This is a genomic window from Tatumella sp. JGM94, from assembly GCF_018257595.1.
GTDB lineage: Bacteria > Pseudomonadota > Gammaproteobacteria > Enterobacterales > Enterobacteriaceae > Tatumella > Tatumella punctata.
In genome coordinates this window covers 234,408-259,515 of the sequence record NZ_JAERJN010000002.1, presented here as the reverse complement: position 1 = coordinate 259,515, position 25,108 = coordinate 234,408, and the positions used below count along the sequence as shown (strand labels likewise).

Below are 25,108 nucleotides of genomic sequence, written 5' to 3'. Positions count from 1 at the left end.
GCCGTTGGGGTGTTTTTCTTTACTTGGTGATAATTTTGAAACCTGTCCTATTATACTTTGAGGTGATTTCAACACATCGAGTGTTTAAATTATTAACACTTAGTTTTTTACTTGAACCAACACCAATGAACCGTTCAATGATGTCTTTAGTACAGCCATTGTGGTCATTCAGAATGATACTACCATTTAAGTCTTTTACCTTTGAAGACCATGAAGGATGGTTCGCCATTTTGAAAGCATCATTAGAGAAATACTTCTCCAAAACTTTTTCAACAATACCCTGTGCCAGCAATGTTTTGTTTGTCGGATCGATGTAAGTTACACCTTTTCGTTCGAAGGTAAGATTATCGATGACACTACTGATATAGTCACTAACAACGTTACCATAACGACTGTCTCTAATGTCAGCTGATAATCGCTGCCAATAATTTTCATTCTCTGATAAACGATCAAGATACTCAGGTACATCATCAACACTTAAACCATTACCAATAAACGATTCAACATGTTCAGCTTGTACCATCAGTTGCTCATTCAGAGCATGGGTTAATTCGTTTACACTAAATTCAAATTTACTATTAACAAAACATTCTTTTAACATTGAAACTACCGTTTGATGTTCTTCAAATTTCAAAGCTTTCAGTTCAGCCTTAGTCAATTTAAAATCTTCCTGCGCCATCCTATTCACAGGATCTAAAAATAAGAAACCATACGATGCCAGTACTGAACGATAGTAATTATAATTTACCTGAGCTAATTCAGTCCTCATTGTACTAAGAAAGCAATCAATACTTAAACTATCAACTTCAATCTGCCCACTGCCATAATTATAATATAAATGATCATGTCTCATTTCACGATTGAAAGTATTCAGTACTTTGCGTTTCATATAATCTGGCATCATATTAACACGACGATTAACCACTCGACATTCATCTTCTACCACAGAACGGTATTCTTCAGAGTTAATGAATTCAATCTGACTCAACAAATCAATCTCATTGTTCAGATAGTGGAATACGTTCACACGTTCAGATACTTTTCTAAAACGGTTTGCTACCTGTTCAATGCGCTCCATAGGAATATTATTCCCGATTATATGAATATCACATTCAGCTAAAATGTCAGTGATGTTAATCCCTTCAACTAAGCTATTCGTACCACACAATCCATCATAATCACCCAATGATTGAGTCTCTACAAAGCGTTTGAAATCTTCACTACTCTTATGCTTCGGTTCAGCACTTACAGGCAATAATTTCAATCCTACTTTCTCAAGTTCAATCATAATTGTCTCACACTCATTAATATTATTATGAAAGATTACCATCTTCTTATCTTTACGTGATTTAACTTGATTTAAACATACTTCTACTAAACTAAGTTTACTGTCTAACTCAACCCGATGCTGTTGAATAATTTTTTTAGTATCGGTTTTCTTATGAACACGAATAGTCTGATCTACTTCAAAAGAACTAAAATACGATTCGTGAATAGTACCTGACATTAACACTACTGATTTGAATTTATTAATTCGTTCAATAATTTTTCTATTTGTATCGAGTTTAAATTGGTCCAAATATAACCCATGCGATTCATCGATCACTAAAGTATATTCACTCTCAGTACCATGAGGAATCTTATCAAGCTGTTGATACGTTGCGATGTTAGATTCAATTATGTTATTCACTTTATCCGTAGTTGTGTTCTGTCTTACAATGACATTCAACGGCGCAATCAGAGCAATTTTACTTTCATTAAAGTTTGACCAGAAATGAGTTTTTCCAACACCACAATCAGCAATTAATAAAGTTATTCCTGATGTAAAATTCATCTCAGATGCTATATCAGATAAGTATTGATTTTCTTCTAACCAGAACTCTTGAGTGAATTCAGTACTTTCATTCTGTACTTCACTGTACTCTTTAGCATGAAACGAACCATGATTATAATTTTTCTTTTCGAACTCTGTTGGCATTACAAAATCAGCAGGCATATATTTCTTTAAACTACTGAGTGGGTAGTTACCTTTACCCGGTTTAAAGAAATCTGAAGCTGGTGTTTGAGCATCGAAATGCTGAAGTTGTTGAACAATACTCGGATCGGTTATTCCATGCTGAAGAAGGCATTGAGCAACCTGATAGGACTGGTTCCTACTGAACTGTCCACGATTGTTTTCAACAAGAACATCAAAGAATTCTTTCAATACCTCGTTTGATATTTCAATTTTTTCATAATGAAAGTTCTGAGCAACTTCAGTAAAATTCTCAACGAATTCCAAATTTTCTGGATTGAAAAATTCACCTTCATTATAAAATTTGTATGGTTCAATACCATCCCAATGAGCGGGGATGTTTTGACCTTGGCTTAGAACAAAGCAGCTTGCGTCTAAATAATGAAAGCGTTTTATGAAAGTCTCTTTAAACTCTTTGAATCGTTCACCACTGATTTCATTTTCAAATGGTAATATAACTCTACACCGGTATCCAGACTTCACACCATAACTAACAGAACTATATAAAACGAACTCAAAATCTTTAAGGTCATTAATAATATATTCAAAATCAACACCTTCAACATCCCCATCATAGTCAAGCATCAAGCCAGTTCTGGATTTGATATTGTCGTTCTTACGTTGGCCTAAATCCACATGAAGTGAACCCAAGTTCCATAACATCAATTTGCTTTTGTCTTCTTGTGTTTTCACGATCTCCCAATCGTTATTCATTACTGTGTTAACGATCTCTTGCCATTCAACCTCTTCACATTTTGCGATAGACGATACACCGGGAGTATACTGTGTACTATAAACTACACTGATTTTTTTATTGTTTTTCATGCTCTGTATTTCCTTATACATTTAACCCTATTTTCCATATAGGGTGTTTATTGATTTTATTTTGAATTTGTAATCATGAATTGGTTAATCATAAATTGAACAGCACCACTTTGAGATAATCCTTTTTCTGTCACCAGTTTTTGGATCGCTTCTTCTTGTGCTTCATTTACTCTCAAGCCAATCATTTTAGATTTTTTCATTTTATTATTCATATTCCATATCCTTATTTTATAGTTAACTTTTCCATTGAAATTTTCTTCAAAAATAAAACCCTACATTGAAAATTTGGAAAATAGGGTTTTATGCTTAAAGGAAATTACATGAAAAGTTTTTATTTCTTATATCTTTATTTATCATTTCAAATCAAAAAATATGCGTAATAACGTCAAAAATAGGCATTTTTCTTTAACAAAAAGTGCTATTCTTTCTGATTTAGTGAATGGTTTTAATATTGAAGTGATTTACTAAAAAGATAATAACACATCCCAATAAAAATGTTCCAAAAAAAACTTCAAATTAATGAAGTCTTTAAATTTTTTCACCAAAAAAAACAATCACTACTGAATCGTATTTGTAACTAAATTGAAAAACAACCAACCACGATCCATGGAAGTATCACGTCTTTACATTTATACATCTCACGAATACTACGTATTTCATTTTTAATTTTTTCGTTATTCAATTCACTAAGTGATCTATTATCTCTGAGAACATACTTACCATGAGTATTTTCAACTATAATGTTGATAACTTCACGATCACGAATATCAACATTAATAATATAGTTCTTGATACTATTCCAAATTACCACACTACTATCATCTTTCCATTCATACTGTATTTCTGTACCAAAAAACCTACGTAATTTAAACTCATTAATTTTCATTCAACACTCCTTGTCATTTTATAAGACTTATAAATTTCACTAACAAAAATCAAAATAAAGAAACCAAAACATAATGGTATAAAAAACCCAGAAGATATAACAAAATAAAATATATAAAACATAATCATTAAAGTAATAATATTCATAAGAAATCCTTTTCATATTCAACTATTATTATTTATTAAATAACTCTGTAAATTCACCGTTAATATCACCAACTATTTTATTATTATCAAATGTATTAATAACAACACCAGTTTTGTTATTCATGGTTAAGTACTGAACACTTGAATTAACAAAGTGAATAGCACATATCACCATATTATTTTCCATACGCTTAACTAAAATACGTTTAACTACTAATGATAACTGTGATTTAAATTTCATCCGTAGCTCTACATTATCAACTGAAAGTATACTACTCTTATCAAAATCAAACACTGGTACTGAATAGTTGACTAACTCATTCTTTAAGTCTTCAATCTTTTTATTCAATACTGATATCTCTGTATACATACGAATATCGACATCAATACCACCAGCAATTAAATTATCAATAGTGCTATTCAATTCTGAATAACGATTCTCTAATAATACTAACTCTGACTTTTTAGTACTATTATCATTATCCCCAATGAATAAAGAACTAAAATCGAAATTAAAAATATAATCAACTAATGCTTTTTCAAGATGAGTATAGTTTCCAGTACTAACACCATGACAGATTTTCTTTCTTATCTTACCTGTACAATGCCAGTAAAAATTTTTAGTATTAGCAGAGCTATTGATAGCAATCGAACAGTTACACTTTGAGCAAAACATCAATGAACTGAAAACGCTAACCAATTTTTTGTTATGAATTTTCGTTACTACGCTTTTTCGTTTGCCTATCAAACTTTGAACTTTATTAAAATCGTCAATAGTACATACAGCAGGATAAAAATTATCAATAACCTTATCACCATTAATAGTCGTTCTTAATCGACCAAATAAATTTTCACGCTTCATCATTCTCAATAACATTGGAGTAGTAAAATTATGACCAGATAATTGACTAACAATATATCCAGAAGTATACCCACTCAGAAACATATCAATGATACGACGAATCACAATAGAGTAATCATTCAGGACATAACAACCATCTACTATATCTAAAAACTTAGGCGTTTTGATACTACCATTCAAAGCATGATACTTATTATCAACTTTTCTTTTTTCTAAACATCTTTCTAATTTAATCGCATTACTGTTTTTCTTATCATAACTTTTTCTTATTGATTCCCGGTTCGCTAAATCAAATGCCAATGTCGATTCAATCGCTACCAAAGAATCATTACGGTTCAAAATTCGGTTTGTTGACACGGATACTATAGTTCCACCCTCAACAACGAATTTACTAATGAAAGCATTTGATTGCCATATACCACTGCGGCTGATTCTATCGAAAGCATAAACGATTAACACCCATTCAGTACTATCAGCATTTACAGAACGTTCATCCATAAAACGTCCTAACATGCTGGAAGTACTTATATTCGATCCACTAAATGCTGAAACGCCACTATCGACAATCTCAGTCACACGATTCATCGAGTAACCATTAGACTCAAGATATTGATATATAGAACGTTTTTGAATATCAATACCTAAACCATTACGCTGTTCTACCGACGAAATACGCATATATACCAAAACATTTTTTGTTGTATTATCCATCAAATCACCACGCGCGTTTGTTCATTTTCAGGAATCATAAAATGTTAGTGATTAGATCACAATGGTCACCACAATTGTAAATACGGCGTTGCCATCAATGGCCAAAGCTCTGGGCACCAGTCCGTTGAATATGCATATGGTGATTGTCTGTTATGTACTTACGGTCGCCGTGATGTTGCCCCTGAGTGGCTGGTTATCTGACCGCTGTGGGGTGCGTAACGTATTTTGCGGAGCGATTAGTTTGTTTACCCTGGGCTCCCTGTGTTGTGCCTTATCTGCAAACACCGACCAGCTAATTCTGTCACGGATCCTGCAGGGCATCGGCGGAGCAATGATGGTTCCGGTGGGCAGGCTGACGGTGATGAAAATTGTTCCGCGGGCCCAATATATGGCGGCAATGACATTTGTCACCTTACCCGGCCAGTTGGGGCCGCTGGCTGGCCCGACGCTGGGGGGGATACTGGTCGAATATGCCAGCTGGCACTGGATTTTTCTGATCAATCTGCCGGTCGGTATTATCGGCATTATCGCCACCCTGAAATTACTGCCCAATTACCGTTTGCCACCCCGCCGTTTCGACTTCGGGGGATTTCTGCTGCTGGCAATTCCGATGGCAACCCTGACGCTGGCTCTGGAGAGCCATCAATGGACAATCACGCGACAGGGGGTATGGCCGTGGCTGTTGCTCAGTTGCGGCATCGGTTGTCTGCTGTGGTATCCCTGTTATGCCCGTCACCGGGATAATGCGTTGTTCAGCCTCGATTTATTCAAAAACAGGGTCTACCGGACAGGACTGATTGGCAGTATGCTGGCCCGTACCGGCAGTGGTATGCTGCCCTTTGTAATGCCACTCTTCTTACAACTGGCACTGGGTTACAGCCCTTTTCATGCCGGGCTGATGATGATTCCGATGGTCGTCGGCAGTATGCTGATAAAACGCGTGGTAGTACGGCTGGTAAACCGGGCTGGCTACCGTAACGCCCTGACCGGCGCGACCCTGTTGCTGGGTACGATCGTCCTGCTGCTGCCATTACTGATAAAATTCAACCTGCAGGGCGGATTACCATTACTGCTGTTCCTGCTCGGCGGTGTCAACTCGATACGTTTTACCACCATGAATACCCTGACCCTGAAAGAATTACCCGATACGCTGGCATCCTCCGGTAACAGTCTGTTGTCGATGGTGATGCAACTGTCGATGAGTACCGGGGTCAGCCTGGCCGGATTACTGCTGGCAGCCTTCAGCGGCGGCCAGGTCACTGACAAGGCTGCGATGCTCAGTACCTTTAGTTATCTGTGGGTAGCTATCGGTATTTTCCTGTGGCTGCCTGTCGCCGTGTTCTGGTTTATCCCTGCCGGCCTCAGCCGTAACAGCCAGTTAAAAAAATCAGGTAAGCCATTATGAAATACCGCTGGCCCTTTACTATCGGCAGTAAGCTATTCATCACTCTATTTGCCACCTGTTTACTGGTACTGGTCACCATGCACTGGGCGGTCAGGATCAGCTTTGAACACGGCTTTGTCGATTATATCCGCGAAAGTAATGAACAGCGGCTGAACCTGCTCAGTGAGGCGCTGGCAGAACAATATGAACAGCACGGCAACTGGGACTTTATGCGGAATAATAACCGCATGATTTACACTCTGCTTCATTCCCTGGAACAGAACCAGCAACAGAGTAATTACCCGCAACCCGGCTGGCGGACGCCCTTCTGGATCGTTGACAGTCACTATCGGGTGCTGCTGGGGCCCCGTGAGAAAATCCCCGCCGAACGGGTGGAGCATCCTGTCACTACCAGTCAGGGAACAATTGTCGGCTGGGTATTAGGTTCACCTCCGGAACAACTGACCCGCAGTACTGATATCAGCTTTGACCAGCAACAGAAAAGAGCCAGCTGGAGCATCGTCGGTTTAATTACCCTGCTGGCAGCAATTGTTGCCTGGCTGCTGGCCAGGGGGTTACTGGCCCCCGTGAAACGTCTGGTCAATGGCACACACCAGCTGGCGGCAGGCCAGCTGAACACCCGGGTGGAGGTCACCACCGGTGATGAACTGGGGCAACTGGCCCGTGATTTTAATCAGTTGGCCGAATCACTGGAGAAAACCGAAACCAATCGCCGCGCCTTTATGGCTGACATTTCTCATGAACTGCGCACGCCGCTGGCGATATTGCAGGGAGAACTGGAAGCGATTCAGGATGGTGTCCGCAAGCTAACCCCGGAGGCGATACAATCCCTGCAGAGTGAAGTCATGATCCTGAAGAAAATGGTCGATGATCTCCACCAGCTGGCTCTCTCCGATGCCGGTGCATTGCGTTACCAGATGATGGACTGTGACCTGAGCGAATTGCTGACCAGTCTTACAGAAACGTTCCGCCCGCGCTTTACCGCCGCAGGCCTGTCTCTGGAGTGCCAGTGCCCTCCGGAGGTACCGTTCCATGGTGATATCAACAGACTGAACCAGTTGTGCCACAATTTGCTGGAAAACAGCCTGCGCTATACCCGGCCTCCCGGCAGCCTGGAGATTCGCCTGACAGCGCAAGAAAATGACTGGCTGTTGCAGTTTTCTGACAGTGCCCCGGGCCTGACCACAGAGCAACAGCAGCATATTTTTGACCGTTTTTACCGGGCAGAAGATTCCCGCAATCGTGCCAGCGGCGGCTCCGGTCTGGGGCTGGCTATTTGCCGGGCGATTGCCGAAGCGCACCAGGGATCAATCAGCAGCCAGCACTCGCTCACCGGAGGTGTTACTATCAGGGTGATATTACCTTTCACTTCAGGCGGACGACCGTTATGACCGGGCAGTTACAGACAGCACATATTATGATCGTTGAAGATGAGCCAAAGCTGGCACAACTGCTGGTGGATTATTTGCAGGCTGCCGGTTACCGCACCACTGTAATTCACCGTGGTGACGAGGCGATTTACCAGCTAAAAATGCAGCAACCCGATTTAATGATCCTTGACCTGATGCTGCCGGGCAAAGACGGGCTGAGTATTTGTCGTGAACTCCGTCAGTTTTCAGATCTGCCAGTCATTATGCTGACAGCACGCAGTGAGGAAATCGATCGCCTGCTGGGCCTTGAAATTGGTGCCGATGACTATGTATGTAAGCCGTTCAGCCCGCGGGAGGTGGTGGCGCGGGTGAAAATAATTCTGCGGCGTTGTCTGGTAAGCCGTGAAGCACAGTATACCCGGCCCGCGGGGCTACTGATTGATACGGGACGTTTTCAGGCCAGCTGGGAAAATCAGCCCCTGGAGCTGACACCTGCCGAATTCCGCTTACTGAAAACCTTGTCACAGGAACCGGGTAAAGTTTTTACCCGCGAACAATTGCTCAACCTGCTGTACGATGACTATCGTGTGGTTACCGACCGGACTATCGACAGTCATATTAAAAATCTGCGGCGTAAGCTGGAAAATCTGGACAGCGACCAGACTTTTATCCGTGCTGTTTATGGTATCGGTTATCGCTGGGATGCCGACAAAAGCCGGCTTCACTGATCCGCGTCATCCTGCCACGAAGTGATTTACATCGTTAGCGTCCCCCTCTACAATTCCCCTTCTTTTTGTAGGGTCGAATTTTTTCGTCCCGGATAACACTCACTGAGTGTCCTGACCTGATATCAGAAAACGAGAATGACCATGTCCAAGCCTGAACTGCTTTCCCCCGCCGGTACCCTGAAAAATATGCGCTATGCATTTGCCTACGGTGCAGATGCTGTCTATGCCGGTCAGCCACGTTACAGTCTGCGGGTTCGCAACAATGAATTCAGCCATGAGAATCTCCGGCAGGGTATTCAGGAAGCTCATGCCCTCGGTAAAAAGTTTTATGTGGTCGTCAACATTGCGCCGCACAACGCTAAGCTGAAAACCTTTATCCGTGATCTGCAACCGGTGGTGGATATGCAGCCGGATGCACTGATTATGTCCGATCCCGGGCTGATTATGCTGGTGCGTGAAGCCTTTCCCGACATCGCTATCCATCTGTCAGTACAGGCCAATGCTGTTAACTGGGCTACGGTTCGTTTCTGGCAGCAGATGGGGCTTAGCCGGGTTATTTTATCCCGTGAGTTATCTCTCGAAGAAATCGGCGAAATTCGCGCTCAGGTACCGGAAATGGAACTGGAAGTTTTCGTCCATGGCGCGTTATGTATGGCCTATTCGGGTCGTTGCCTGTTATCCGGATATCTGAACAAACGCGATCCTAATCAGGGAACCTGTACCAATGCCTGCCGCTGGGATTACCGGATGGAAGAAGGTAAAGAGGATCTGAACGGTAATATCGTCGAAAAATACCCGCCGATTCCGGTTAAACAGGCTGAACCGACTCTTGGCAGCGGACCAGTCACCGACAAAGTTTTCCTTATCACCGAAAAAATGCGGCCGCAGGAGCCGATGAGTGCTTTTGAAGATGAACACGGCACTTATATTATGAATTCAAAAGATCTGCGAGCCGTGGCCCATGTCGAACGTTTGAGTCAGTTGGGCGTTCATTCGCTGAAAATCGAGGGCCGCACCAAATCGTTTTATTATTGTGCCCGCACCGCACAGGTATATCGCCGGGCGATTGATGATGCTGCGGCAGGCAAGCCTTTTGATACCAGTTTGTTACAGACACTGGAAGGGCTGGCACACCGCGGTTATACCGAGGGTTTTCTGCGCCGCCATACCCATGACAGTTACCAGAATTATCAGCAGGGATATTCTGTCTCTGACCGGCAGCAATTTGTCGGTGAATTCACCGGCCAGCGCCAGGGTGACTATGCGGAAGTTGCGGTAAAAAATAAATTTCTGCTGCACGACTGTTTAGAAATCATGACACCTGCCGGTAACCTGACTTTCACTCTGCAGGAAATGCAAACAGCCAAACGGCAACCCGCTGCGGTCGCCCCGGGAGATGGCCATAAGGTATGGCTGTTGGTACCACAGGATATCAGCCTCGACTACGCTCTGTTACTGCGAAATCTGCCGGAAGGGTCGACAACTCAGGCACCACACAGCCACGCAGTACAGGCATAACTTTTCGCTATTTAGAATCAGATCACAGTTATCTGCTGAGCCTGCGGCTAAAATAGCCCCATTATAAAAAAGGATAAAGACTGTCTGATTACCTCAGAATCCACCTTATTTACCCGCCAGGTCCCCCCGGCGGGTTTCTTTTTTTCAGCCTGTCGCCAGTGAAGCCTGCCGCGCTTTTATGTTATAAATTCCGGTAGTCTGTTTACAGTGCCGGGAAAAAATTCATGAATTCCACCAGCAAAGCTGTTGTGATCCTTAACGGAAAGAGTGCCGCTAATGAGCAGTTACGTCAGGCAGTCATAGATCTGCGGGCCGGCGGGTATCAGATCGAGGTACGGGTCACCTGGGAGGCGGGAGATACACAACGCTATCTGCAGGAAGCCCTTAGCCTGCAGGCAGATACGGTGATTGCCGGAGGCGGTGACGGCACCATTAATCAACTGGTCAGTTGCCTGGCACAACTGCCACCGGCACAGCGTCCGGTTCTCGGTATCCTGCCTCTGGGCACAGCGAATGACTTTGCCCGCAGCGCTGATATCCCTGAACAGATGGCACCGGCATTACAACTGGCTGTCAGTGGAACTGTATCGGCAGTTGATATCGTGACCGTCAACCGGCAGCGTTATTTTATCAATATGGCGACCGGTGGCTTCGGCACCAGAATCACCACCGAAACCCCGGATAAACTGAAAGCCGCACTCGGCGGTGTATCTTATGTGATACATGGCTTGCTGCGTATGGACACCCTGAAAGCAGATCACTGTGAAATTATCAGCGAAACCTTTCACTGGCAGGGCGATGCCCTGGTGATCGGTATCGGTAACGGCCGTCAGGCTGGGGGCGGGCAGCGTTTGTGCCCTTCCGCATTTATCAACGATGGTCTGATGGATATCAGCATCGTTACGGCGCAGCAATGGCTGCCGGGCATTGTCCATAACCTGACGGGGAATAGCGATAACCCCGCCATAACCAGCGCCCGTTGTCGTTCACTGGAGATTAAAGCCCGTCACCCGATGACATTTAACCTTGACGGTGAACCCCTGAGTGGCGAGCACTTCCGGATGGAACTACTGCCACAGGCAGTGCGCTGCAGGCTGCCGGAAGAGTGCCCGCTGCTGAGCCACCGGTAACAAGCGTGATCACCACCAGCGATAAAAATGATGTACCGGGCCGTTACCTTTACCTGCCTGTAATGTATCGGCCATTTCTATCGCCCCGCACAGCCACTGCTTAGCCGCATCCACGGTTGCCGCCCAGTCCGGATAACGGGGCCGTAGTGCACAGAGCGCCGCCGATAAACTGCATCCGGTACCGTGGGTATGACGGGTGTTAATCCGCAGGGTGGTAAAACGTTTCTGAAAACCGTCACTGACCAGCCAGTCCGGACTTTCTTCTCCGCCCAGATGCCCGCCTTTGATTAAAACGGCCTGGCATCCGGTTTCCAGTAACTTTTGCGCCTGTAACAGCATTTCCTGCTCGCTGACTGCTTCACGGCATCCCAGCAAGGCAGCAGCTTCCGGGAGATTCGGGGTGATCAGCGACATCCGGGGTAACAGTTTATCCCGCAACAGACTCACAGCCTGAGGATCCAGCAGAGGATCGCCGCTTTTGGCCAGCATAACCGTATCCAGCACCCGCCAGGGAACCGTGCAGTGACTCAAATCATCAGCCATAGCACGGATAATCTCTGCGTTATGCAGCATACCCAGTTTCAGGGTATCGATACGAATATCGTCCATCACTGCGGCAAGTTGTTCGCGCACAAAATCCGCCGCCACCGCCCGGACTGAACGTACCCCGCAGGTATTCTGGGCGACCAGGGCAGTAATCACACTGGTACCGTAGGCGCCCAGCGCAGAAAAGGTTTTTAAATCAGCCTGAATACCCGCCCCACCGCTGGGATCCGTTCCGGCAATAGTTAATGCATTAATTCGCCGCATTGTCTTGTCCCTCCTGTCGATGGGTCTGGCATAGCTGCCAGAGAGCATCGATTAACGCGATTGAAAAACTGCCGGGCCCGCGGGACTGTTGTGCTGCCTGTTCAGCAGCCTGTGACATCAGCCAGCAGGCCGTCGCCACATGATATAACCGGTTGCCGGGCAACGTGCTGAATGCTGCCACCAGGGCTGATAACCCGCAGCCAGTACCGGTCACGGCCGTCATTAACGGGGATCCTCCTGTCAGCGTCAGGACAAGATGACCATCGGTAACATAGTCAGTCGCCCCTGATACCACCACAATACAGTTCTGATCTGCCGCCAGCTGTACCGCCGCGCTCACTGCCCGGCATGAATCATCCTTGCTGTCCATCCCCCGCCCGCCTTTTCCGGCCCCCGCCAGTGCCAGAACTTCAGAACCGTTGCCGCGGATCACCGCCGGAGAAAAATCCAGCAACTGCCGGCAAAAATCGCTGCGCAGTGGTAATACTCCCATCGCGACCGGGTCCAGTGTCCAGGGAACTGCGGCGCGGTTGGCGGACTCCACAGCGGCCTGCATCGCGGGGATTGCCTCGTGGGTCAGGGTACCGACATTAATCAGTAGTGCTGACGCATGCGCCGCCATCACCGGCGCTTCCTGCAGATCAATGACCATGGCCGGAGACGCTGAGCTGGCAAGCAATATATTGGCGGTCAGTGACTGTACCACCTGGTTGGTCATACAATGCACCAGCGGCGGGGTCACCCCATAGAGATGCCGTGAGGCGGAAGCTTCACGGGCAGAAAAAGAAGAATAAACCACTGACATTTCAACGCTCCTGACGGGCATCAGGAAACGGATACCGCATACAGCAGTATCAGACTTCCCTCCGCCGGCATTATCCGGTTCAGGTTCAACGGGTGTTTCTCAGCCATAACCGGCACCCCGAGTCATCATACGTCGTACAGGGTAAGGCAACTCTCTGCCGCCGCGCAAGTCACAACTATAATTCCGTCGCGGCGAAATTATTTTAGCTCTGCCGAAGCAGGCGGATCTCTGCTATTATGTCTGCTTATATATCCAGCCTGACGGTACTGTTTGCATCACTGCGCAGCCCCGGCAGTCCTGCGTCCCCTGATAATTGTCTGAGTAGAGTACACCCTGTGACCCAATCATTTGCATCTCTGTCGCTGCCCGCTGCGCAGCTCGAAAACCTTACCGAACTCGGTTATTCGGCTATGACGCCGGTACAGGCTGAGGCGTTACCGGTTATTTTACAGGGCCATGATGTCCGTGCGCAGGCAAAGACCGGGAGCGGAAAAACAGCCGCCTTCGGCATCGGCCTGTTACAGAAAATAGATGCTTCGCAGTTTACCACTCAGGCAATGGTGTTATGCCCGACCCGTGAACTGGCGGATCAGGTCACCAAAGAACTGCGCCGTCTGGCACGCTACATTCCGAATATTAAAATTCTGACCCTGTGCGGTGGTCAGCCGATGGGTCATCAGCTGGCATCTCTGGCCCATGCTCCTCACATTGTGGTGGGTACGCCGGGACGTCTTCAGGAACATCTGCGCAAGCAGAGTTTACTGGTTCAGGGACTGCACGTACTGGTGCTCGATGAAGCTGACCGTATGCTTGACATGGGATTCAGTGAAGCGATTGATGATATTATCGGCTATCTGCCGGTCAAACGTCAGACACTGCTGTTTTCCGCCACCTACCCGCAGGGCATTGAAACTATCAGTGCACGGATCCAGCGTTCACCGGTCAGTATTACGACCGGTGATGTGTCGGTACTTCCGGATATTGAACAACAATTTTATGAAGCCTCACGCGGCGGAAAACTGTCACTGCTGAAAACGTTACTCGGCCACCATCAGCCTTCTTCCTGCGTCGTTTTCTGTAATACCAAACGCGACTGCCAGCAAGTCTGTGAGGCTCTGACGGAACAAGGGATCAGTGTGGCCGCGCTGCACGGTGATTTAGAACAGCGTGACCGTGATCAGGTGCTGATACGTTTTGCTAACCATAGCTGCCGGGTACTGGTCGCTACGGATGTGGCTGCCCGCGGACTGGATATTAAAGATCTGCCGATGGTCGTAAACTATGAACTTTCTTTCGACCCGGAAGTTCACGTACACCGGATAGGCCGTACCGCCCGTGCAGGTGGCAAAGGTCTGGCCGTGAGTCTGGTCGCCCCGGCAGAGATCACGCGGGCTAACGCACTGGAAGATTATATCGACCTGAAACCACAGTGGTTGTCAGCCGGTGACCTCACCGTTGCTGCCGGAGTATCACTGGAGGCCGACAAGGTAACACTCTGTATCGACGGTGGCCGTAAAGCCAAAATACGCCCCGGTGACATTCTTGGCGCTCTGACCGGGGATGCCGGACTGACAGCCGATGATGTCGGTAAAATTGATATGTCAGCGATGCATGCTTATGTGGCTATTCGTAAAGCAGCGGCCAGTAAGATGTTTCGTCAGCTACAACAGCTGAAAATCAAAGGTAAGAACTGCAAGGTCAGATTACTGAAATAATTATTGCCGCTTTCTGCTTAGCTCTCCGCCCCGCTGGCGGGCGGAGAGCGTTCTTATTTTTTACAGTTACCACCGGCTGGCTTTTCTGACCATTTCACGAATAGCAGTTTCAGATGCAGGGCTGACCGCAGGGTGACTTTAGCTGCAATCCGTCTTAATAACCGGCCGATGCTGGCTGACGTTCAGCGCTTCCCGACGCTATTTTTTTGCAACTGTCGCTGATCACTTTTCTGTGCCGCATCCGCCAGCGCAGGAAAATCCTGCCAGCGGTAAAATGTTTCCGGTGCAGGAAGCCTGACCATCGATTTACCGGGCAGCAATCGTAATTCGGCCAGAGAGTTAATTTGCTCACCGGCATAGCTGGCAGGAAATGTCAGGGGCAGACTGGCTTCCGGTTCTCCCGGGACCGGGGTCGGTACCCTGTCATTGCCGGTCAGATAATTACGTTTCAGCAACAGGAACTTTTCCGGTACCGCTTTGCTGCTGTCCCACCACAATTTATCGACCATATCAAAATGAAAACGTGTCTGGCTGGCACTGACCGCGCCGAGACGGTGTAACGCCTGTGGCAGTATTGTCGTCATCGCCAGATTAAAACCACGTTTACTGTAACCGTGTCCGGTCAGCAATAACGTCGCCGCCAGCCTGGCCCCGACCATATTTGAGTAGAGATCTTCCGGCGAGAAGGCTGAAATCCCCTCAGAAAAACCGGGAATTGATTCGAAACCATACCACTGAGCAACTTCATGCCAGGCTGCAATATCATAGGCAATTGTCGCCGCGATCCATACGGCCAGTGTATAGGCCTGTGCCGGATCCTTCGGTGGGGTAAATGCCCTGAAAACCACTTGTCGTTTTGCCAGCTCTTCCTCACCGGGAGAAAGGGTAAAGGCGGTGCCCAGTCTTGGGTATAGCTGGCTGAATAACCAGAAAGTCATATCCGCACTGTCACGAATATGAGCAGTATCAATAAACCCGCCACGCAGAGTATAAACAATACCGTTATGCTCTTTTCCCAGCCCGCTAAGCGCCAGTAATGAATTCCAGTGACTGTCGTTATAGTTATGTCTGCCGAGGTTATCTGTTTCAGCGACATTATTAATCCGGTAAAAAGGTACCGGTACGCCCAGCAGTTGCGTTTTCAACCGGTAACCAAAAGCACAGCAAGGCCGCAGACCATCAGGCGGTGACAGCGGCACGCTGACCGGCCAGGCTTCTGCGGCCTGCTGCTGAGGAATATGGGAAAAATCACTGCCGATCTCAATACGGGCGGATACGGGTGATGTGCTGAATAATACCGCTAACAGCGGCGCGTAAATCCATCCTTTCAAAAAGCTTCTCCTGCCTGAAAATAAAAAGCACTGCTGTTTTTACCTATTCCGTAGTCCAGCCGGATATTGACGCCCGGTTTAAACGCAAACCGGTATCCGGCCCCGATGGTCGGTAACCAGCGCTGCCCTGCAGCGGCTGAAAAATGTGATGCCATAGTGCCGCTGCCAATCCAGCCGACAATACCGTTTCGCCAGCTAAGTGACTGACGGTATTCAAGCTGGGTACTGATAACATCACGTTCGCGGTAACGTCCCGGGTAATACCCCCGGAAATGATCACTGTCCCCCAGTGATGGCAGCATATTCCACGGCACCTGGCCGCTGGTAAAAGCGCCATTGATCTCCCAGGCCAGTACCCGTTTTTTATCAATTTCATGGTAAGCGCTAAAATGGGCCGTCCATGCATCAAAACGCGTATTGCTGCCGGTTTGCGGGCTGTAGCGGATATATTGCAGGCTGGCTGAAATACCTTTATGCGGGTTAGGTAAAAAGTCCCGGCTGTCATAGCTCAGGCTAATCAGTGGCCCGCTACTGAACACTCCGCGCCCGTCGGCTTCCAGGGCAGGCCCGTTTTTTTGAGGATCATGTACCGATCCGGCCTGCATGTTGTTCAGCGACCAGCCCAGCCCGAAATAAGTCCGGCTGGCTATCTGCCGCATCACCTGCGGCATCATGCTGATTTCCCGTGCAACGTAGCGCTGTTTATTCCGGTTATTACTGCCAGCGCGAAACCCTTTTCCCCAGTACCATGTCGGGGTATCGCTTAGCTCTCCCTGTACAAAGAATCGCCACTTGTCCTGGTCATAAAACCCGTAATTATTGACCTGCAGTCCGAATGCGCCGGTGCTGCTGGCATAACCACTTAATGTGACTGATGAATTCTGACTGATATGATCATCGGGATCGGGCCGGTATAACCCGGCGACCACCGCCCCCACCCCGGCGCCCAGCTCCGGTGTATAGAAGGGGCCCGGCATAATTCCCCAGTCGATCCCCTGGTCCGGATTAAACGTTCGGTTAGCCCCGAGGGGAGCCAGCCAGCGGTCAACCTGTTGTCGGGTGGGGATTATTCCGGCGGCTGCCTCTGAGGGCCAGAGAATTACAGCCAGTATCAGCACACTCAGCCGCCGCAGTAACATCAGAAACGATACTCTCCGGATACCATAATGCTGTTGCGCTGAGCAAAGCCCAGTTCTGCGGCAATATTAAAATGCCGGGTAATGCTGTACTGTGCGCCCGCCAGTACATTCCAGGGGGACTGCAAATGCTGCTTAACATCAAAACGGCCATTACCATTTCGGTTAGCCAGAGCCATTAATTGCTGTAATGAACCCGGCATCGCCAGATCGTTAAGACTGCCTTTAAATTCCTGCTGAACATCCTGATACATGGTCCCTACCCAGACATTCAGTTTTCCGGGTTCCAGCCCTATCGCACGGATCCCCGGAGTGGTAAAGCGGTAACCTACGCGCGGTGACAAGGTAAAGGCATTAATACTGCCGTCGAGAATATCGAACCTTGTCTGGGTATAGTTAAAGTCCACCAGCCCGTACCAGTCACCGACCCCTCCGGCCAGCACTGTCCCGACGCCATACGTGGTGCCTTTAAACTTAAGTTCAAAATTCAGATTATCGAACTGCCCTGCGTTATGCATGTTGTGCACCACACCGGAGATTAGCTGGTTCAGAAAGTCCCCTTTAAACTGAGAGGGGTCGGAATCAACGCCAATCGCTGAAATGGAATGACCACGGGTTTTACCGACAATCCCGTACAGGTTCCAGAACGGCAGCAGCCAGGCATCCAGCCGCAGAGTCGTCGTTTTACTGTATTGCCGGGTTTTACTGGCATCTATATTAAACAGGTTGGATGGGAAATTGAGTTTTCCCAGGCCAAGTCCGCTAAAATTAATCGAGTCAACACTGATATTCTGGCGAATGTTCATATAATTAATACCGATACCAAAAGGTTCCGGTAATTCATATCCCATTTGTACTGCTTTATCGCCAAGCAACGGGAACCAGCGATCATAGTGTTTAATTGCCGGAGGCGTCGGGGGCTGACTATTCAGCCGGTTATCTGCCGCCGGTATCTGGCTGGATTCCGGAAGCTGATACAGGGAGCTAAGGTCCCGGGGCGTGGCTGCAAAAGATTCGGTAAATATGCCGGGAATAGCCAATAACCCCAGGGCCAGATATCTGATTTTCATTGTTTTTACGATCTGCCATTGCCAGAAATAATAAATAAATACCGCGGTAAAGTGGCTGAAATTATGCGGCAGCCGTTAAATAACTTATCAGCATAACGTGCTAACAAATATAATATTTTAAATTAAAATATTATATTTAAGTTAATTTAAATTTATTAATTCTTAACAGATAAATAAAAAGAATGAATTATAAGAAAAAATATATCAGATATTATCAGAAACAGTTAATTAAGCGGGCTGATAATGAAGGAAATGATTAATAATGTGCGAAATATGAAGTGTAATTAATATATATAACTCATCATTGTATAATGCTGATTATATTAAATCCGCGGACTGTGAGCAGGCTGGCGGATAAAGAATAGCCTGCTCAGGGTAACGCTTATTCAGATACAGATGAGGTTCTGATCAGATAATCAAAGGCACTCAGTGATGCTTTAGCCCCCTCTCCGCTGGCAACAATAATCTGCTTATAGGGGACAGTCGTACAGTCACCGGCGGCAAAAATACCCGGCTGGCTGGTTGCACATTTGGTATCGACATCAATTTCACCAAACCGGTTACGCGCCACAGAGTCACCCAGCCACTGGGTATTTGGCAGCAAACCTATCTGCACAAAAATACCGGAGACTGCCAGCCCCTGCTGTTCCATCGTCTGACGATGCTGATATTGCAAGCCGGTGACCTGCTTACCATCACCGGTAACTTCCAGAGTCTGTGCATTAAGGATGACTTCCACATTTTTCAGGCTGCGCAGTTTCTCCTGCAGTACCTGGTCGGCTTTCAATTCTGCTGCGAATTCCAGCAAAGTGACATGGCTAGTGATCCCTGCCAGATCAATCGCCGCTTCCACCCCGGAATTTCCTCCGCCGATCACGGCAACCCGTTTTCCCTTAAATAAAGGGCCGTCACAGTGCGGACAATAGGTCACGCCGCGCGTCCGGTATTGCTCTTCGCCCGGTACGTTCATATTACGCCAGCGGGCACCGGTTGCCAGGATAACGGCTTTTGCCTGCAGGGTTGCCCCGGAGACTGTGGCTACTGAATGCAGCCCTCCCGGTGCCGCGGACGGTAACAACTGGCTGGCAGTCTGTGCTTCAATAACATCAATCTGATAATCAGCCACATGCTGCCGCAACGCACCCGCCAGCTGACTGCCTTCGGTTTTGGGTACCGAAATATAGTTTTCGATATCTACCGTATCTAATAGCTGCCCGCCAAAACGTTCCCCGAGTAACCCGGTACGGATCCCTTTACGCGCCGCATAGATAGCCGCTGCCACACCAGCCGGACCGCTGCCAACGATCAACACATCGTAGGGCTGACGCTGATTCAGGGATTCGGCTGCTTTTTTCCCGGCATTGGTATCGACCTTACTGACGATCTCACTCAGACTCAGGCGCCCCTGGGCGAAGCTCTGACCATTAAGGTATACCGCAGGCACCCCCATCACTTCACGTTGTTCTATTTCATGCTGAAAAACGCCGCCATCTATCGCCGTATGGCTGATCCCGGGGTTGAGGATCGCCATCAGGTTAAGCGCCTGTACCACATCCGGACAGTTATGGCAGGACAGTGAATAATAGGTTTCAAAATTCAGCTCAGTATCCAGCGCTGCCACCTGAGACAGCAGCGCCTGACTCTCTTTCGATGGATGACCGCCGGTTTGTAAAAGAGCCAGTACCAGCGAAGTAAACTCATGGCCGAGGGGAGAACCGGCAAACCGCGGACCATGGTTCTGGCCGGGGGCTGAAATCATAAAAGAGGGTTTACGAACTGCCAGGCTGTCATCCAGCCGCAAACTGATTTTATCTGATAACCCGCTAATTTCTTCCAGTAATTCCCGCACTTCGCCGGAGGTGTTACTGTCATCCAGAGTCGCAATCAGCTCTACCGGACGGGTTAATTTTTCAAGATAAACGCTGAGTTGATGTTTTAATGTATTATCGAGCATGGTGATCTCCCTGGCAGAAAAACGGGTGCCTCAGCACCCGTGAAAAAACAAACCCCTGGCTGGCGCACTGATCAGATTTTACCGACCAGATCTAATGAAGGAGACAGTGTCGCTTCCCCTTCCTTCCATTTTGCAGGGCAGACTTCACCCGGATGGCTTGCCACATACTGGGCTGCTTTTACTTTACGCAGCAGGTCAGATGCATCACGACCGATGCCTTCTGCGGTAATTTCGATCGCCTGAATGACCCCTTCCGGGTCAACAATAAAGGTGCCACGATCTGCCAGTCCCTGTTCTTCACGCATAATTTCGAAATTACGCGTCAGTGCTCCGGTCGGGTCACCGATCATCGCATAACGGATTTTGCCGATAGTTTCAGAGCTGCCATGCCATGCTTTGTGGGTAAAATGGGTATCCGTGGAGACAGAGTAGATATCGACACCCAGTTTACGAAACTCATCATAGTGATCTGCCACATCACCCAGTTCGGTCGGGCAGACAAAAGTAAAATCAGCCGGGTAGAAAAAGAAGACACTCCACTTACCTTCCGTATCTTTCTCTGTCAGTTCGATAAACTGACCTTCTTTGAATGCGCTGTTTTTAAACGGTTTGATCTTAGTGTTGATAATTGACATCAGTTGCCCCTCCGTAAAAGTAGGATGCCAAAGTAACCTCTTTAGCGGGCAGCGGCTAATACTCTGTTATTATCGATTTGATAACTAAAATCTATTAACCCCGCGCTCAGCATTGTGCTGAACTGGTCACCTGAATTTACCCCATGGGAGTCTGTTATGGGCCACTCTGCGCCAGTCATCATTCGTGATTATGATGAGGCTGACCGTCCCTTTCTGCGAACGTTATATCTCGCCAGCCGCCGTGCAAACTGGCACTGGCTGAAAGGTGAAGACTGGCAACTGGAAGATTTTGACCGGTTAATTACTGGCGAAAAAGTGCGGGTTGCCATGGACGGTGAACAGCGGGCCGGATTTTCATCCTGTGCTGTAGTGGATAATTTTTTACATAGCCTGTTTGTCAGCCCTTCCTGTCAGGAGCAGGGAATTGGCACAGCCTTATTACAGGATGTCTGCCGGCGATTCACCGCCACTGGCAGCCTCAAATGTATGGCGGTAAACCAGCGCGCCCGCCGTTTTTATCACCGGCACGGCTGGCAGGAGATTGCCACCGGCTGCGGAGAAGAAGGTGACTATATCCTGATGCATTACCCGCGCCAGCCGTGACTTTCCACTGGCGCCGGACGCAACATTCGCTTACAGGGCGCGGAAGCTGATATCGGCAGGAATAACCTCACCCTGCCAGTACAAACCGGCAGCAATGCCACCGGCGATCTGCCGATATCGCCGGGTAAACTCACCGTCGGGCTGACGGGTCACCGTCGGCAGCCCGGCATCCAGATCTTCACGTAACGAAATATGCAGCGGGATTTGCCCGCACAGAGTAATACCATACTCTTCAGCCAGCCTTTCTGCGCCGCCGGTGCCGAAAATGGCTTCATGGTGCCCGCAGTTGCTGCAAATATGCTGGCTCATATTCTCGATGATCCCCAGCACCGGCACATCAACTTTGTTGAACATCACGACCCCTTTACGGGCATCCAGTAAGGCCACATCCTGCGGAGTGGTAACCACCAGGGCCGCAGTCACCGGAATATTTTGTGCCAGTGTTAACTGGATATCACCGGTTCCCGGGGGCATATCGATGATCAGATAATCAAGATCCGGCCACAGGGTTTCATTCAGTAATTGCAACAACGCTTTACTGGCCATCGGCCCGCGCCAGACCATCGCGTTTTCTTCCGTAACCAGGTAACCTATTGAATTGGTCGCCAGACCGTGTGCCATCACCGGTGCCATATGTTTACCATCCGGTGAGGAGGGCCGTTGTTGTTCGGTCCCCATCATCAGGGGTATCGACGGGCCATAAATATCAGCATCCAGCAAACCGACCCGTGCGCCTTCTGCCTGTAAGGCCAGTGCCAGATTAATCGCCGTGGATGATTTACCTACTCCCCCTTTTCCGGAACTGACAGCAATAATATTTTTTACCCCGTGGCTGGAGGGCTGATTTTTTACCCGTTTCAGGGTGGCAATATCACAACTCAGTCGCCATTCAATGCCCTGTGCACCGCTCAGCTGCAGTAATTGCTGCTGAGCGGTGCGTTGTAACGCCTCAAATGCTGACTGCCAGGCAAAGGGCATCACTATTTCTATATGCAGTATATTATCCAGCAAAGCCACATGGCGGACAGCTTTCAGCCGAATCAGATCCTGTTGCAGTGTCGGGTGTTCAAAGCGTTGTAATACGGCGCTGACCTGCTGGCGCAATATTTCCGGTGAGTGATGCTGACGGGCATCTGACATCATCCCTTCTCCTTGTAACGATGCATTGTTAAAACAACGTAAAAAAATCAATCAGTCTCTATCCTAGCAGAATGGCCGGCGTAACGGCGACACCGGATAAGCATTATCACCCGCCACTTGTTTACGTTAACGGTGCCTTCGGTTACCATTCTATGTTCTTTTCCAAACCAACAGAAAGCTACGCAAACTATGACTCAAGTCGCAAAAAAAATAATGGTAACGTGCGCTCTGCCGTACGCTAATGGATCTATCCATCTCGGGCATATGCTGGAACATATCCAGGCAGACATCTGGGTACGTTACCAGCGAATGCGTGGCAATACCGTGTGGTTTATCTGTGCTGATGATGCCCACGGTACTCCAATCATGCTCAAAGCGCAGCAACTGGGTGTTGCTCCGGAAAAAATGATTGATGATATGAGCCGGGAACATCAGACGGATTTCGCCGGGTTTAATATCAGCTATGACAACTACCACTCAACCCACAGCGAAGAAAACCGCGAGCTGTCTGAACAAATCTATGGCCGGCTGAAAGAGAACGGTTTTATTAAAAACCGTACCATCTCCCAGTTATATGACCCGGAAAAAGGCATGTTTTTACCGGATCGCTTCGTAAAAGGCAGCTGTCCTAAATGTAAAGCTGCCGATCAGTATGGCGATAACTGCGAAGTCTGCGGGGCAACCTACAGCCCGACCGAGCTTATTGAACCGAAATCGGTGATTTCCGGTGCAACACCTGTAATGCGTGACTCAGAGCATTTCTTCTTTGATCTGCCATCATTCTCTGCCATGTTGCAAACCTGGACCCGCTCCGGTGCGCTGCAGGAACAGGTCGCTAATAAGATGCAGGAGTGGTTCGATTCCGGTTTGCAACAGTGGGATATTTCCCGCGATGCGCCTTATTTCGGTTTCGAAATCCCCGGAGCCCCTGGTAAATATTTCTATGTCTGGCTGGATGCGCCTATCGGTTACATGGGGTCGTTTAAAAATCTGTGTGATAAACGCGGTGATCTGGATTTTGACGAATACTGGAAGAAAGATTCTTCTACCGAGCTGTACCATTTTATCGGTAAAGATATTGTTTATTTCCACAGCCTGTTCTGGCCGGCCATGCTGGAAGGCAGCCAGTACCGTAAACCGGATAACCTGTTTGTACACGGTTATGTGACGGTTAACGGCGCTAAAATGTCAAAATCGCGGGGGACTTTCATTAAAGCCAGTACCTGGCTGCAACACCTGGATGCCGACAGCCTGCGTTACTACTATGCGGCTAAACTCTCTTCACGCATTGACGATATTGACCTGAACCTGGAAGATTTTGTCCAGCGGGTAAATGCTGACATCGTGAATAAAGTGGTTAATCTGGCGTCACGCAATGCCGGGTTTATTACCAAACGTTTTAATGGTCAGCTGTCAGAGACTCTGGCAGACCCTGCCCTGTATCAGACCTTTGTCGATGCCAGCGAGAAAATTGGTGAAGCATGGGCAAGCCGTGAGTTCAGCCGTGCGATCCGTGAAATTATGTCACTGGCAGATATGGCAAACCGTTATGTCGATGAGCAGGCCCCGTGGGTTATTGCGAAGCAGGAAGGTCGTGATGCTGAACTGCAGTCTGTCTGCTCAATGGGTATCCATCTGTTCCGCGTGCTGATGACCTGGCTGAAGCCGGTACTGCCGGAGCTGGCTGAACGTTGTGAAAACTTCCTAAACAGTGAGCTGACATGGGACGGTGTGGCCCGGCCTCTGACTGGCCACACTGTGGCACCATTTAAAGCACTGTATCAGCGTATTGAAATGGCAAAAGTTAACGGACTGATCGAAGCCTCTAAACACGATGCTGGCCAGACCACAGCACCGGCTGCCGCCAAACCGAAGAAAACCGCTGTGACCGAAAAGCCGGCTAAAAAAGCAGATGTACAGGCAGAAGGTATTATTAGTATCGATGATTTTGCCAAAGTAGATATGCGGGTAGCGCTGATTGAGCAGGCTGAACTGGTCGAAGGGTCTGATAAACTACTGCGCCTGGTACTGGATGTCGGCGGTGAAAAGCGTCAGATTTTTTCAGGTATCCGTGCGGCCTATCCGGATCCGTCGGTACTGACCGGCCGTCTGACCATTATTGTAGCAAACCTTGCACCGCGTAAGATGCGTTTTGGCGTATCGGAAGGCATGGTGTTATCTGCCGGCAGTGGCGGCAGCGATTTATTTATCCTGTCCGCCGACAGCGGCGCACAGCCGGGCATGCAGGTCGGTTAATTCTGCCAGCCATGCCCTCAGTCCATAAGCCGGTGTAAACCGGCTTTTTTTTCCGCGG

General features: G+C 47.8%; 20 protein-coding genes and 1 riboswitch. Of the genes, 8 read left to right on the top strand and 12 right to left on the bottom strand.

Annotated features, from left to right (window positions below; all coding sequences use genetic code 11):
• Positions 1–19: 19 nt before the first annotated feature.
• The 4 genes from JK216_RS02860 to JK216_RS02845 all read right to left on the bottom strand — a co-directional run bounded on the left by JK216_RS02860 (position 20) and on the right by JK216_RS02845 (position 5,444).
• Positions 20–2,839: a hypothetical protein gene (locus JK216_RS02860; RefSeq protein ID WP_212711217.1), complete on the bottom strand. Its 2,820-nt coding sequence runs from the start codon at positions 2,837–2,839 to the stop codon at positions 20–22.
• A 56-nt stretch (positions 2,840–2,895) separates the two neighbouring features.
• Positions 2,896–3,051 carry a hypothetical protein gene (locus JK216_RS02855; protein WP_212711216.1) on the bottom strand — a complete coding sequence of 52 codons (156 nt, stop codon included), beginning with the start codon at positions 3,049–3,051 and terminating at the stop codon, positions 2,896–2,898.
• 365 nt (positions 3,052–3,416) lie between these two features.
• On the bottom strand, positions 3,417–3,725 hold the full coding sequence (locus tag JK216_RS02850) for a hypothetical protein (RefSeq protein WP_212711215.1): 309 nt from the start codon (positions 3,723–3,725) through the stop codon (positions 3,417–3,419).
• A 174-nt stretch (positions 3,726–3,899) separates the two neighbouring features.
• Complete coding sequence (locus JK216_RS02845) at positions 3,900–5,444, bottom strand: recombinase family protein (RefSeq protein ID WP_212711214.1); 1,545 nt, start codon at positions 5,442–5,444, stop codon at positions 3,900–3,902.
• A 55-nt stretch (positions 5,445–5,499) separates the two neighbouring features.
• Between JK216_RS02845 and mdtD the strand changes: the two genes are divergently transcribed.
• The 5 genes from mdtD (at position 5,500) to yegS (ending at position 11,595) form a co-directional block, all read left to right on the top strand.
• Positions 5,500–6,849: a multidrug transporter subunit MdtD gene (gene mdtD / locus JK216_RS02840; RefSeq protein ID WP_349290154.1), complete on the top strand. Its 1,350-nt coding sequence runs from the start codon at positions 5,500–5,502 to the stop codon at positions 6,847–6,849.
• Positions 6,846–8,240, top strand: coding sequence for a two-component system sensor histidine kinase BaeS (baeS, locus tag JK216_RS02835; RefSeq protein WP_212711212.1), 1,395 nt, complete (start codon positions 6,846–6,848; stop codon positions 8,238–8,240). The genes mdtD and baeS overlap by 4 nt, the downstream gene beginning before the upstream one ends.
• Entirely contained in the window at positions 8,237–8,947 is a 711-nt protein-coding gene (gene baeR, locus JK216_RS02830; RefSeq protein WP_212711211.1) for a two-component system response regulator BaeR, read from the top strand. The genes baeS and baeR overlap by 4 nt, the downstream gene beginning before the upstream one ends.
• Positions 8,948–9,088: 141 nt before the next feature.
• Complete coding sequence (gene yegQ, locus JK216_RS02825) at positions 9,089–10,465, top strand: tRNA 5-hydroxyuridine modification protein YegQ (RefSeq protein ID WP_212707273.1); 1,377 nt, start codon at positions 9,089–9,091, stop codon at positions 10,463–10,465.
• Positions 10,466–10,689: 224 nt separating this feature from the next.
• Entirely contained in the window at positions 10,690–11,595 is a 906-nt protein-coding gene (yegS, locus tag JK216_RS02820; RefSeq protein ID WP_212711210.1) for a lipid kinase YegS, read from the top strand.
• A 9-nt stretch (positions 11,596–11,604) separates the two neighbouring features.
• On the opposite strand, the gene thiD is transcribed toward yegS, so the two are convergent.
• Together thiD and thiM are read right to left on the bottom strand one after the other, a co-directional pair.
• The gene (gene thiD / locus JK216_RS02815) at positions 11,605–12,405 is read right to left on the bottom strand and encodes a bifunctional hydroxymethylpyrimidine kinase/phosphomethylpyrimidine kinase (protein WP_212707156.1); all 801 of its coding nucleotides are present in this window, start codon (positions 12,403–12,405) and stop codon (positions 11,605–11,607) included.
• Positions 12,392–13,210, bottom strand: a complete 819-nt coding sequence (gene thiM / locus JK216_RS02810) for a hydroxyethylthiazole kinase (protein WP_212711209.1) — start codon at positions 13,208–13,210, stop codon at positions 12,392–12,394. The genes thiD and thiM overlap by 14 nt, the downstream gene beginning before the upstream one ends.
• 39 nt (positions 13,211–13,249) lie before the next feature.
• Positions 13,250–13,340: riboswitch (TPP riboswitch) on the bottom strand.
• Positions 13,341–13,446: 106 nt separating this feature from the next.
• Between thiM and dbpA the strand changes: the two genes are divergently transcribed.
• Entirely contained in the window at positions 13,447–14,925 is a 1,479-nt protein-coding gene (gene dbpA / locus JK216_RS02805) for an ATP-dependent RNA helicase DbpA (RefSeq protein ID WP_212711208.1), read from the top strand.
• 182 nt (positions 14,926–15,107) lie between these two features.
• On the opposite strand, the gene JK216_RS02800 is transcribed toward dbpA, so the two are convergent.
• The 5 genes from JK216_RS02800 to ahpC form a co-directional block, all read right to left on the bottom strand.
• Positions 15,108–16,256, bottom strand: coding sequence for a DUF4056 domain-containing protein (locus JK216_RS02800; protein ID WP_212711207.1), 1,149 nt, complete (start codon positions 16,254–16,256; stop codon positions 15,108–15,110).
• A complete protein-coding gene (locus JK216_RS02795) occupies positions 16,253–17,389 on the bottom strand; it encodes a BamA/TamA family outer membrane protein (RefSeq protein ID WP_249212990.1) in 1,137 nt (378 codons plus the stop codon). The genes JK216_RS02800 and JK216_RS02795 overlap by 4 nt, the downstream gene beginning before the upstream one ends.
• Before the next feature lie 5 nt (positions 17,390–17,394).
• Positions 17,395–18,462: a hypothetical protein gene (locus JK216_RS02790; protein ID WP_212707161.1), complete on the bottom strand. Its 1,068-nt coding sequence runs from the start codon at positions 18,460–18,462 to the stop codon at positions 17,395–17,397.
• 382 nt (positions 18,463–18,844) lie between these two features.
• Complete coding sequence (gene ahpF, locus JK216_RS02785) at positions 18,845–20,416, bottom strand: alkyl hydroperoxide reductase subunit F (RefSeq protein WP_212711206.1); 1,572 nt, start codon at positions 20,414–20,416, stop codon at positions 18,845–18,847.
• 71 nt (positions 20,417–20,487) lie between these two features.
• On the bottom strand, positions 20,488–21,051 hold the full coding sequence (gene ahpC / locus JK216_RS02780) for an alkyl hydroperoxide reductase subunit C (protein ID WP_212707163.1): 564 nt from the start codon (positions 21,049–21,051) through the stop codon (positions 20,488–20,490).
• A gap of 156 nt (positions 21,052–21,207) precedes the next feature.
• Between ahpC and JK216_RS02775 the strand changes: the two genes are divergently transcribed.
• Complete coding sequence (locus JK216_RS02775) at positions 21,208–21,654, top strand: GNAT family N-acetyltransferase (protein ID WP_212707164.1); 447 nt, start codon at positions 21,208–21,210, stop codon at positions 21,652–21,654.
• A gap of 30 nt (positions 21,655–21,684) precedes the next feature.
• Here the strand turns inward: JK216_RS02775 and apbC are convergent, their stop codons facing one another.
• Positions 21,685–22,794 carry an iron-sulfur cluster carrier protein ApbC gene (gene apbC / locus JK216_RS02770; protein WP_212711235.1) on the bottom strand — a complete coding sequence of 370 codons (1,110 nt, stop codon included), beginning with the start codon at positions 22,792–22,794 and terminating at the stop codon, positions 21,685–21,687.
• Positions 22,795–22,983: 189 nt separating this feature from the next.
• Here apbC and metG point away from each other — a divergent pair, with 189 nt between their 5' ends.
• Entirely contained in the window at positions 22,984–25,050 is a 2,067-nt protein-coding gene (gene metG / locus JK216_RS02765; protein WP_212711205.1) for a methionine--tRNA ligase, read from the top strand.
• Positions 25,051–25,108 lie beyond the last annotated feature (58 nt).